The organism is Roseburia amylophila, from assembly GCF_025567465.1.
In the GTDB taxonomy this organism is placed as follows: Bacteria; Bacillota; Clostridia; order Lachnospirales; family Lachnospiraceae; genus Roseburia_C; species Roseburia_C amylophila.
This window is the reverse complement of the sequence record NZ_JAOQKI010000027.1, coordinates 1-11,782: the sequence shown is the minus strand read 5'-3', so window position 1 is coordinate 11,782 and position 11,782 is coordinate 1. Positions and strand designations below refer to the sequence as shown.

Annotated in this window: 10 protein-coding genes; all 10 read left to right on the top strand. The window is 42.3% G+C overall.

Going from position 1 to position 11,782, the window contains the following annotated elements:
• The first annotated feature begins 125 nt into the window (after positions 1-125).
• Positions 126-2,762: a cation-translocating P-type ATPase gene (locus tag OCV43_RS13030; protein ID WP_262624302.1), complete on the top strand. Its 2,637-nt coding sequence runs from the start codon at positions 126-128 to the stop codon at positions 2,760-2,762.
• A 550-nt stretch (positions 2,763-3,312) separates the two neighbouring features.
• A complete protein-coding gene (locus OCV43_RS13025; protein WP_262624301.1) occupies positions 3,313-3,744 on the top strand; it encodes a hypothetical protein in 432 nt (143 codons plus the stop codon).
• Positions 3,745-3,777: 33 nt separating this feature from the next.
• Positions 3,778-3,921 carry a hypothetical protein gene (locus OCV43_RS13020; protein WP_197420839.1) on the top strand — a complete coding sequence of 48 codons (144 nt, stop codon included), beginning with the start codon at positions 3,778-3,780 and terminating at the stop codon, positions 3,919-3,921.
• 207 nt (positions 3,922-4,128) lie between these two features.
• Positions 4,129-7,557 carry an ABC transporter ATP-binding protein/permease gene (locus tag OCV43_RS13015; RefSeq protein ID WP_262624300.1) on the top strand — a complete coding sequence of 1,143 codons (3,429 nt, stop codon included), beginning with the start codon at positions 4,129-4,131 and terminating at the stop codon, positions 7,555-7,557.
• A 65-nt stretch (positions 7,558-7,622) separates the two neighbouring features.
• Positions 7,623-8,057, top strand: a complete 435-nt coding sequence (locus tag OCV43_RS13010; RefSeq protein WP_118057166.1) for a MarR family winged helix-turn-helix transcriptional regulator — start codon at positions 7,623-7,625, stop codon at positions 8,055-8,057.
• A 127-nt stretch (positions 8,058-8,184) separates the two neighbouring features.
• The gene (locus OCV43_RS13005; RefSeq protein ID WP_262624299.1) at positions 8,185-8,691 is read left to right on the top strand and encodes a DUF2798 domain-containing protein; all 507 of its coding nucleotides are present in this window, start codon (positions 8,185-8,187) and stop codon (positions 8,689-8,691) included.
• Positions 8,692-8,763: 72 nt separating this feature from the next.
• On the top strand, positions 8,764-10,032 hold the full coding sequence (locus OCV43_RS13000) for a Y-family DNA polymerase (RefSeq protein ID WP_262624298.1): 1,269 nt from the start codon (positions 8,764-8,766) through the stop codon (positions 10,030-10,032).
• Complete coding sequence (locus OCV43_RS12995; protein ID WP_147403590.1) at positions 10,022-10,207, top strand: hypothetical protein; 186 nt, start codon at positions 10,022-10,024, stop codon at positions 10,205-10,207. Before OCV43_RS13000 ends, OCV43_RS12995 begins: the two co-directional genes overlap by 11 nt.
• A 114-nt stretch (positions 10,208-10,321) precedes the next feature.
• Positions 10,322-11,113, top strand: a complete 792-nt coding sequence (locus OCV43_RS12990; protein WP_262624297.1) for a sporulation initiation factor Spo0A C-terminal domain-containing protein — start codon at positions 10,322-10,324, stop codon at positions 11,111-11,113.
• 453 nt (positions 11,114-11,566) lie between these two features.
• Positions 11,567-11,782, top strand: a 216-nt coding sequence (locus OCV43_RS12985; RefSeq protein WP_262624296.1) for a T7SS effector LXG polymorphic toxin, incomplete at its 3' end; no start/stop codon positions are given.

Genomic DNA, 11,782 nt, shown 5'->3' with positions numbered 1-11,782 from the left:
ACACACTGCGGCGTATAAGGTAGATGTCGCAAGCGACCGCCGCAGGCGCGAGAATGTGCCAAGGCACATTCTTTGTTGCGCATAGTTGATACCCGGTAACATAAAAAGCAGGAGGTTAAGCGTATATGAAAGCATATTGGAATTGTACGAAAGAGCAGTTGGAAGAAATGTTTGGCTTTCGGGAAAAAGGATTAACAGAAGAAGAAGTAGAAAGAATACGAAAAGAGACAGGCGAAAACCGGCTGAGCGAGGGCAGACATAAGAGTCTGCTGCAGGTGTTTTTAAGCCAGTTTTGTGACTTGATGGTAATAATCCTGATTATTGCAGCAATTATTTCCATGTTTTCCGGAAATACCGAGAGTACCATCGTAATTTTTCTGGTATTACTTATGAATGCTGTTCTTGGTACGATACAGTATAGGAAGGCAGAAAAATCACTGGATAGTTTGAAGGATTTGGCGGCACCAGCGGCCCGGGTTATCCGGGATGGAAAACGTCAGGAGATTGCATCTAAAGAGATTGTGCCCGGGGATTATGTAATCTTAGAAGCAGGGGACATGATTGTGGCAGACGGAAGAATTCTTCGCAATTATTCCCTGCAGGTCAATGAAGGCTCACTGACAGGAGAGTCTGCCAATGTAGAAAAAAATGAAGAAGTATTGCCGGAAGAAGTACCGTTGGCAGACCGGAAAAATATGGTATTTTCCGGAAGCTTTGTAACATATGGAAGAGCGGAGGTACTTGTAACAGCAACAGGAATGGAGACGGAATTAGGAAAGATTGCCGGGTTGATGAATCAGACGAAGGAGCGGAAGACTCCGCTTCAGATAAGTCTTGATTCTTTCAGCAAAAAGCTGGCAATACTGATTATGGCAATCTGTGCACTGGTCTTTTGTCTTGGCATTTACCGGAAGATGCCGGTCATTGATGCCATGATGTTTGCTGTTGCACTGGCAGTAGCGGCAATACCGGAAGCATTAGGCTCCATTGTTACAATTGTGCAGGCAATGGGAAGCAGGAGAATGGCAAAGGAGCACGCCATTGTCAAAGAATTAAAAGCTGTGGAAAGCTTAGGCTGTGTATCGGTAATCTGCTCCGATAAGACGGGAACACTGACACAGAATAAGATGCATGTGGAAGAGGTTTATCTGAATGGTATGACTTGTAAACCGGATGAGCTGACCTTGGAGTCCAGCCTGCAAAGGCTTTTTTTATACAATGCTATTTTAAATAATGATGCCAGCATAACGGATGGAAAAGTACTGGGAGATCCGACAGAATCTGCCCTGTTGGAAATGTTCCACGAAGTCCGCCTGAATCAGGACAGAACGGAAAATGTAGGGCAGCTTACCATACAGGAAGAGACGATTCGAAATATGATTCCGAGATTAGAAGAAATTCCATTTGATTCTGAACGGAAATGCATGAGCAGTAAATACCGGCTGCATGGCGAAGAAGAAATTATTTTTACAAAAGGAGCAGTAGATGTCCTTTTAAACCGTTGCATAAATGTGGCATATGAAGAAGAGATAAGACCGATGGATAATGTAGAAATCGCAAAAATCCAGAAGCAGAATCAGCATTTTTCTGAAAATGGACTCAGGGTACTGGCATTTGCATGTAAGAAGTCCGGGGGAGAACTGACGGTGGAAAAGGAAAATGGACTTACCTTTTTAGGATTAGCTGCCATGGCAGACCCGCCAAGGGAAGAATCCATACAGGCAGTAGCAGATGCGAAGCGGGCGGGAATCCGTACCGTAATGATTACCGGAGATCACAAAATCACAGCCGTTGCGATTGCAAAGCGTATTGGAATCTATGAAGAGGGGGACCTGGCATTAACCGGAACAGAGCTGGATGCCTGCCCGGAAAAAGAACTGGAAGAAAAGATTGATAAAATATCTGTTTATGCGAGAGTGTCACCGGAGCATAAGATACGGATTGTAAAAGCCTGGCAGAAGAAGGGCAATATCGTTTCCATGACCGGAGACGGTGTAAATGATGCACCGGCATTAAAGCAGGCAGACATCGGAGTAGCCATGGGAATAACCGGAACGGAAGTGGCAAAGGATGCGGCAGCCATGATATTAACAGATGATAACTTTGCTACGATTATTAAAGCAGTAACGAACGGAAGAAACATTTACCGTAATATAAAAAATGCTATTTTATTTTTACTTTCCGGCAACATGGCAGGAATTTTATCTGTATTGTATACATCCCTTTTGGGGCTTCCGGTTCCATTTGCTCCGGTGCATTTACTGTTTATTAACCTGCTGACAGATTCCCTTCCGGCAATTGCCATTGGCGTGGAACCGCAGGATGCAAGTTTATTGGAAGAAAAACCAAGGCAGGCATCGGAAGGAATTTTATCTGGAGAGACATTCCGGCGAATTATGTTGCAGGGCTTATGCATTGCGGCATCCACCATGGCAGCATTTTATATCGGAAATGGAAAAGGTGCGGCAATGGCATCCACTATGGCATTTGCAACACTGACATTGGCACGTCTTTTCCATGGATTTAACTGTCGTGGAAACAAGACCATTTTTGCATTGGGCTTTACCGGAAATCCATACAGTATCCTTGCATTTGTGTCTGGAAGCGTGCTGCTGGGACTGGTGCTTTTTGTACCGCCGCTGCGGGGGTTATTTTCAGTAGAATCATTGTCCTGTCCTGCTGTGATTGAGATTATTCTGCTGGCAGCACTTCCGACCGTTGTCATCCAGATGGTCAGAGGAGTGAGAGAGTTAAAGAAATAAGCCAAATTTGCGCCGGTGTCCGGGTAGAAGCAAGCTGCTAAAATGCGACCGTTCTAAGAAAGTGTTTTTTCTTTCTATATTAAAATAGTCTTTCCAATGTTTGACATCTCGCCCCGTCTGTCCGTCGGAGTACGGATGCATTATCGGAATCTGCACAAGGGCTCTTAGAATTTCGTCTGTAACCGGCAACACTGGCACAGGGATGTGCCAGTGAGGCGCAATTGAACACGGATGTGAATTTGCGCCGGTTGCCAGCCGAAATCAAACACAATATCGAAATTCTTATGTGCCCTTGCAGATTCCAGTTCGCATCCGCTTCCGACGGACAGATGGGGTGAGCAGTCAAAGCAGTGGAAAGACAATTTATTATCAGAAAAAACACTTTCAAGAACGATAACGCATTTCATCAAAAATTTCTTCCTGGACACCGGCTGCAAATTTGTGCTTGTATTTTTCTCTCTGTCCTTAGCCCATCTGGCTGCATCAACTCTTGACGGAAGCTGTCCTGCGACATATACTAAGCTTAATCACAAGGTAAGGAATGAGACAGATGTATCGGAAAAAGATAATCAGGCATTTGGCACTGCTGTGGAGCATCCTGTTTCTGATAGCCATTGCAGGCGCATCCACCAGAACAGAACAGGTTTCCCCGACAGAGAAAGAAGCCTTTGCAGTAAATTACATAGAATTAAAGAATGTCCGTCTTTTAGATACTCCGGATAAGATGTTATCCAGAGAGGAGCAGATGCAGAATACAGGCATTGCGGCATTGACACTAGGCTGCAGCGGTAGACTGGCGAACCATAGGAGAAATATTGGAATGATGTTCTGGCTGCTGTTGGTGGTACTGCCACAGCTTTTTATGGGACGCATTCAGAGGAACCGGAAGAAGCATGGCGATAATGTACTAAGGAGCCTGATGTTAGCAAGGTTTGAGCGGAAGGCGGACGGAAAGAAGGAAGCATTGGCACCCGCATATTAAATACATAAAATAATAATATGCGAGGTGTAAGAAATGAATATTTTTATCTGGATTATGATAATCTTAGGTGGTGGAGTAGGAATTCTTTCCTGTGCTTATCTGGTACTGGCAATGCCGGTACTTCTGGTATGGAAGATTTGCCGGAAGGTAAAATATCACATTGGATTATTTGATTAGAAGATAAAGAAAAGAGGATTCTGGAATCTGGCAGCAGCTCAGAAAACAGAGTCCTCTTTGTTATGCATTTTCTAAAATTTTTATGAAAACCATGATATTTTTCGAAAGTGAGATGTAAAAATGTTCGGAATAAGGTAATATAAAAAACAGAGTGAGAAAGAAAAAGTAAAATAGAAAAATAAGAAATGGAAAACGAGAGAATATCATATGCTTCAGATTCAACACATTTATAAGGAATATAAGACCGGAAGTCTGGTGCAGAAGGCACTGGATGATGTCAGCTTAAATTTAAGGGATAATGAGTTCGTGGCAATCCTCGGGCCGAGCGGTTCGGGAAAGACCACATTGCTTAATATAATCGGAGGACTCGACCGTTATGATAGCGGAGATTTGATTATCAATGGAATATCCACGAAGAAATACAAGGACAGGGATTGGGATTCTTACCGGAACCATACCATTGGTTTTGTGTTTCAAAGTTATAATCTGATTCCCCATCAGACGGTACTTGCAAATGTGGAACTGGCATTGACCATTTCCGGTATCGGTAAGGCAGAGCGGAAGAAACGAGCCGTTGCGGCATTAGAGCAGGTGGGACTTGGAAACCAGTTACACAAGAAACCAAGCCAGATGTCCGGTGGACAGATGCAGCGTGTAGCCATTGCAAGAGCTTTGGTCAATGACCCGGATATTCTGCTGGCGGATGAACCGACGGGAGCATTAGACAGTGACACCAGTGTGCAGGTCATGGATTTGCTGAAGGAAGTGGCAAAAGACCGGCTGGTAGTTATGGTAACCCATAACCCGGAATTAGCAGAGCAGTATGCTACCAGAATTGTTAGATTAAGTGATGGAAAAATTCGTGCTGACTCCAATCCTTATGAAGTGGATGAGGCAATGTTGAAGGAACCGGAGCATAAAAACATGGGAAAATCCTCCATGTCATTTCTTACGGCATTATCCTTAAGCTTTAATAATTTGAAAACGAAAAAGGCAAGAACCCTGCTGACTTCCTTTGCAGGCTCTATTGGAATTATCGGCATTGCACTGATATTATCTCTTTCTACCGGTGTAAATAAATACATCAAAAATGTAGAGGAAGAGACCTTATCCGAGTATCCGCTGCAGATTCAGAGTACGGGATTCAGTCTGGCATCCATGAGTCTTGGAATGGCAGATTCTGAAAAGAATACGGAAAGTGATGACGGAAATGCCAAAACAGATAAAGAAAATTCCGGGGATAAAGTAAAAGTCATTAAGATGGTAACCAATATGTTTTCCACGATGGCATCTAATGACCTGGAGGCTTTGAAAAAGTATCTTGATGAAGGAGACAGTGGAATTGAGCAGTATACTACAGCGGTGGAGTATACTTATAATATCAGTCCGCAGATTTTTAAGGAAAATGAAGACGGGATACGTCAGGTAAATCCGGACAAATCTTTTGATGCAGTAGGTCTTGGATCTTCATCCGGTTCCAATAGTCTGATGTCATCCATGATGAGCACGGATGTTTTTTATGAGATGCCGGAAAACAGTAAGTTATATGAAAAGCAGTATGATATTAAGGAAGGCCGCTGGCCGGAAAATTATAATGAGTGTGTGGTGGTGCTTACCACCAATGGTGGAATCAGTGATTTTATGTTGTATACATTAGGGCTTCGTGACCCGCTGGAATTAGATGAAATGATACAGCAGTTTGCCAGCGAGGAAAATATTGAGACACCATCTGATTTTGGAACTTATACTTATAAGGATCTGGTAGGAATCCAGTTTAAACTGGTGAACAGTGCGGATTATTATACTTATGATGAAGAGTATCAGGTCTGGAAGGATAAGTCGGATAATGAAGACTTTATGAAACAACTGGTGGCAGACGGAGAAGAGCTTACGATTGTAGGTGTGGTGCAGCCGGCAGAAGGAAGTAATGCCGCATCCTTAAATACAGGAATTGCATATCCAAAATCTCTGACAAAGCATGTGGCAGAGGAATCGGCAAAGAGTGAGATAGTAAAACAGCAGCTTGCAAATCCATCCGTAAATGTCTTTACCAATGAAGCGTTTGGTGAGGTAGATAAGGAAAACGGATTTGATATGCAGTCATTGTTTACCGTAGACAGTGAAGCATTGGAAAAAGCATTTTCCTTTGATGAAAGTGCCTTAAACGGGTTGGAAAATTCTATGGGGGATATGGGAAGTGCCGATTTGTCCGGAGCATTTTCCATGGATGCTTCTTCCATGGGTCAGTCAATTTCTGCGGAAGAAATGCAGGCAATTGCAGGCAGTCTCTTAGAGGGCTACCAGCAGTATGCAAAGGATAATCCGCAGGCAGATTATTCGAATCTGTCCCAGTATTTTATGAACTATTTAAATACGGAAGAAGCCCGGAAAATTTTATCCGATAATATCAAAGAGATTATTACAGCAAATGGCATGGTAACTATTACACCGGAGCAGATACAGAGCCTCATCCAGCAGATTATGGGTGGATATCAGCAGTATGTCATAGACCATGGTTATACCGACCCGGAGAAATTTGATGAGTACTTAGCAGAATATTTGCAGACAGAGGAAGCCCAGGGAATCATAACAGCGTGGGCATCTGAGATATTTACAGGTAGTGGAAATATTGAGATTACGCAGGAGCAGATGCAGAAATTGTCTTCTGAATTATTTGCAGGTTATCAGACTTATGCACAGAATAATGGATTACCTGACCCGGCAAAATTGGGAGATTCTTTTGCGGCATATCTGAATACAGCAGATGGTCAGCAGAGAATTGCAGCCGGACTTTCGAATGTTATGAATGTGGACGCAGTACAGCAGCAGATGATGACGGCAATACAGCAGTATATGCAGCAGGCAGTGACACAGATGGGAAACAAGCTGCAAAGTGCCATGGCATCCGGCATGCAGGTGGATGAAGAAGCATTTTTAAATGCATTTCAGATTAATATGAATGAGGATGAGCTGACAGAGCTTTTGATGTCTATGGGTTCTGCAACCGGAACAACCTATGAGAATAACTTAAAGAAATTAGGCTATGTGGATTTTGCAGTGCCAAGCGGAATTAATATTTATCCGAAGGATTTTGAAAGCAAGGAGCATGTGGTAGAAATTTTAGATGCATACAATAACCGCATGGAAAAGGAAGGCAGGGATGAGCAGGTGATAACCTATACCGATATGGTAGGAACGCTGATGTCTTCCGTAACTGATATTGTGGATATTATCACATATGTACTGATTGCATTTGTGGCAATTTCGCTGGTGGTGTCTTCAATTATGATTGGTGTCATTACTTATATCAGTGTGTTAGAGCGAAGAAAAGAAATCGGAATCCTAAGAGCCATCGGAGCATCGAAGCGGAATGTTTCCCAGGTATTTAATGCAGAGACCTTTATTATCGGACTGTGTGCCGGACTGATTGGAATCGGATTTACGCTGCTTCTGATTATTCCGGTCAATGCGATTATCCATAATCTTGCAAATACAACCGATGTAAGTGCGGTGCTTCCGGTAGTTCCGGCGCTGGTGCTGATTTTACTCAGTATTCTTTTGACACTTCTGGGTGGTCTGATCCCATCAAAGAAAGCATCGAAGAGTGACCCGGTAACAGCACTCCGGACAGAATAATGAGATTGACATTTTTTGAAAAACATTTATAATAAGTAGCAAAGCTACCTAAAAGGAGTGAAATTATGGCAGTGAAGATGCCGCTTGGACTTCGGATTGCAATTATAGACCGGGCATTCCGTCGCAAAATGGATGAATGGGCAGAAGAAATCGGAATTACTGCCGTCCAGCTTCGGGTATTAGGAGAAGTCAGTCTGATGGAAGATAATGGAGTGGAAGAAGTAAATCAGAAGGACTTAGAACATATCGAGCAGGTGACACATCCGACAATGACGGGAATTATAAAAAGGCTTGAGGCAAAAGGTTTTTTAATCTGTGCACCAAGTGAGAATGACCGGCGTTATAAGAAAATATCCTGTACGGAGAAATCCCGTGGAATTCATAAGGAGATTGCGAAGAAGGAAGCACTGGTTGTAAAAGATATGTGTAAGGATTTTACACCGGAGCAGAAGGAAGCATTTCTGCAAATGACAGAGATGATGTTACAGAATATTTCCTAAGCATAAAATAAAAGTGAAATCGGAAGAGAAGGAAGTTACCGTGTAAATTTTCTTTTCTGATTTCACTTTCGTTTTGAACTAATAGGTAGCTTTGCGACTTAATAAAAGAAAAATGGAGGTAATGATTATGCCAATGCATAAGAGAGAAAGTTTGATTTATACGGTGTTAATGTGTTTTACCATGGTATTATGGATGAGTATGTATAATGTAGCACTGCATATGGGAACACTGAATATGGAAGTAATAAGAGAAGGCTGGCTGGGATTCCCGCTGGCATATGTATGCGCAATGTGTCTGGATTGGCTTCTGGTATCTAAAATTGCAAAGGGATTTGCATTTCGTTTTCTGGTAAAACCGGAAAACAGCACAATGAAAAAAGTGATTGCAGTTTCCTGCTGTATGGTAGTTCCGATGGTAATTTTCATGTCCTTATACGGTGGACTGGAAGCCTGCGTAAAAAGCGGAGCATGGAATATGCTTCCGATTATCTGGCTTACCAATATTCCAAAGAATTTTATTATGGCACTGCCGTTTCAGCTTCTGATTGCAGGTCCGTTGGTAAGAAAGATTTTCCGGACAGCATTTCCGGTTGGAACCGTATTATTAGAAGCAGAAAGTGGAAATCCTGTATAAGAATTCCTCTTGTAAAATCCAAACATATGTGCTAATATAAAACAAGAACAAATGTTCTTGAAAGGCATTGATATGAATGGAAATAAAATCTATTTATGTATTGATTTAAAATCTTTTTATGCATCGGTAGAGTGCGTGGAACGGGGATGGGATCCGCTGACTGCCAGGCTGGTGGTCGCAGACCCGGAACGCTCAGAGAAAACCATCTGTCTTGCCGTATCACCGGCGTTAAAGCAGATGGGAGTTCCCAACCGGTGTCGTGTCTTTCAGATTCCCAAAGAAATTCCATATAAGATGGCACCACCCCGTATGCAGCTATATATTGATTATGCAGCGGAAATCTATGGCGTATATTTAAAATATATTGCAAAAGAAGATATTCAGGTCTATTCCATTGATGAAGCATTTTTGGATGTGACGGATTATCTGCATCTCTACCAGATGACAGCAGTGGAACTGGGCAGAAAAATTATGCAGGATATCTTAGATACCACGAAGATTCCGGCTGCCTGTGGTGTAGGAACCAATCTCTATTTAGCAAAGGTTGCTTTAGATATTCTGGCAAAGCATGAGACAGATCGGATTGCCTATCTGGATGAAGCACGCTACCGGGAGAAGCTCTGGAAACATAAACCGCTGACTGATTTCTGGCGGGTGGGGCGTGGAACGGTAGAGCGTCTATCGAATATGGGCATCTGCACAATGGAAGAGATTGCCCATGCCAGAGAGTCTTTATTATATAAGGCTTTTGGCATAGATGCAGAGCTGTTAATTGATCACGCATGGGGAAGAGAACCGGTAACGATAGCGGACATCAAGGCATATCGGCCGAAGAATACATCCTTTTCCAGCGGTCAGGTGCTGCCGCGGGATTATGAGTACGAGGAAGGTGTACTGGTGGTAAAAGAGATGGCAGATTTATTGTGCCTTGACCTGGTAGACCAGGGTCTTGTAACATCCCATATCAGTCTGGTAATCGGTTACAGCAATCAGAAATGCTTTGAACCGGCGAAGGGAAGCACAACGCTGCGCAGTGCAACCAGCTCCAACCGCCGGCTGCTGTCTTATGTAGAGCAGCTTTATTGGAGAATTGTAAGACCTGGAGCATATATCCGGCGGATTACATTGACTTATACCGGCGTAATGACAGAAGATTATCAGCAATTTGATTTGTTTTCAGACCCGGAAGAGACAGAGAAGGATGTGAAGGCACAGCGTGCAGTAATCTCCATCAAGCAGCGCTACGGCAGGAATGCTATTTTAAAGGGAATGAATTTGGAAGAGAGTGCAACGACAATAGAACGAAACGGTCAGATTGGAGGGCATAAGAGTGGCGTATAGAAGAGACACCATGGGAGCCGGACAGCAGGAAACAGCATCCGGCTGGAATGAGAGAGAGAATCTGAGAAGAGAGAAAATGGACATCGAAGACCGTGCCAAGCAGTTTATGCCCTTCGATGCCCTGAAGGGCTTTAAGGAAGCACTGCGGAAGAAGGAAAAAGAGAAAGGGTATTGATTTTTTAGACCAAATGATATAAATATATATCTGTAGCATTGTATAGATACAGGGAGTAGATTCCACAAAACAGCTAAGAAGCTGAATCGGAATGCTGAGGGAGGAAAAGAAAGAATGATTCGAATCATGCTTGTAGAAAGTGATAAACTTTTGTGCAAGGAATATGCATTAGAAATGGCCCGGGATGAAGAATTTGCATTGGTAGCGGTAACGGGGCGGCAGAGTGATGCAATCAATATTCTGACAGAACAGGAAGTAGATGCAGTAATTGTAAATTTGGAGTTAGAAGAAGGTGACGGAATCCATCTCATTATAGAGATGAAACGGAAGTTAAAGAAACATCCGGAAATTATCGTAACAACAAATTATGGCTCGGAGCATTTTCTGCATAGCATCAATAAGTTAGATATAGATTTGGTTTATAAGAAAAATAACGAATTATTTTCACCAAAGAAAATTATTGAAATAATTAAGCTGACCGCACCAACGACTGCAGATGGAGAAAGCGAATATCATAATGGAAGAAAGGTAATCTATACGGAACAGGAAGAAACCGAAATTCAGTATGTACTGGCATGGGGTGAACTGATAAAAAGCGGTTTTGAGCCGGACCGAAAAGGAACCAAATATCTTGCAAGAGCAATTGGGATTCTGTTGGCTGTTCCCAATGGTACGTCAATCCAGATAACGAATGATGTTTATCCGCAGGTTGCACAAGTATATCAGACATCAGTAAGTGGTGTGGAAAAATCAATTCGAAACGTAATAGAACGGGTATGGTCAAGGCCAGATAAGGAGATATCATACCTCAAGAATCCAGAATGGAGAGGCTCAATACAGAACAAACCATCGAATACAGAGTATATTCAGTGTGTGGTCAGACGATTGAGGAATGTTTTACATTAAATAAATACTTACAAGATAGAAGAAATTTGAATTTCTAAGGAGATTCAGATTTCTTTTTTTATTTACGCGAGAAATTCGCAAAGTGTGCTTTTCGTAGTTGCTCTGCATTGCAAGAAATTATGGTTATAGTTATTGGTAAAAATGCACAACCAATTCGTACTTCGTGCATGAGTGTAACCGGTTTTTATATATAATTCGACTTAAAAAATTTTTGGCGCGACCTTGAATCTGCTGGAAAGCGGTAAAGGAAATTTTGAAAAAAACAGCATAAAACAAGGAATTTGGAAGAAAAAATAATAAAAATAAGAGTGGCATAAAAGTCGAATATAGGGTGCTGAAAAGTCGAATTTCAGACAAAAATTAGTCGAATATTTTTCCTTGAAAGTCGAATGTAAAAGGGGAAAAATAGATAACAGACAGGATAAAAACAGAATAATAAACGTGGAGAAAGTTATGGGATTTCAGGTAAAGTATGAAGAAATTACCAGCATTCGGGAACTGATTCTGGCACAGCTTGACCGGTGGATAGAACAGATAGATGCGGTAAGAAGCAGTATTGTAGAGATTGCTGCCATGCCGGAGATGCATGGAGAGGCAGCAGAGCATGTAAGAAGCTATATGTGGGATTATCATATGAATCTTGCAAATATGATAAAAGATACGATAGAA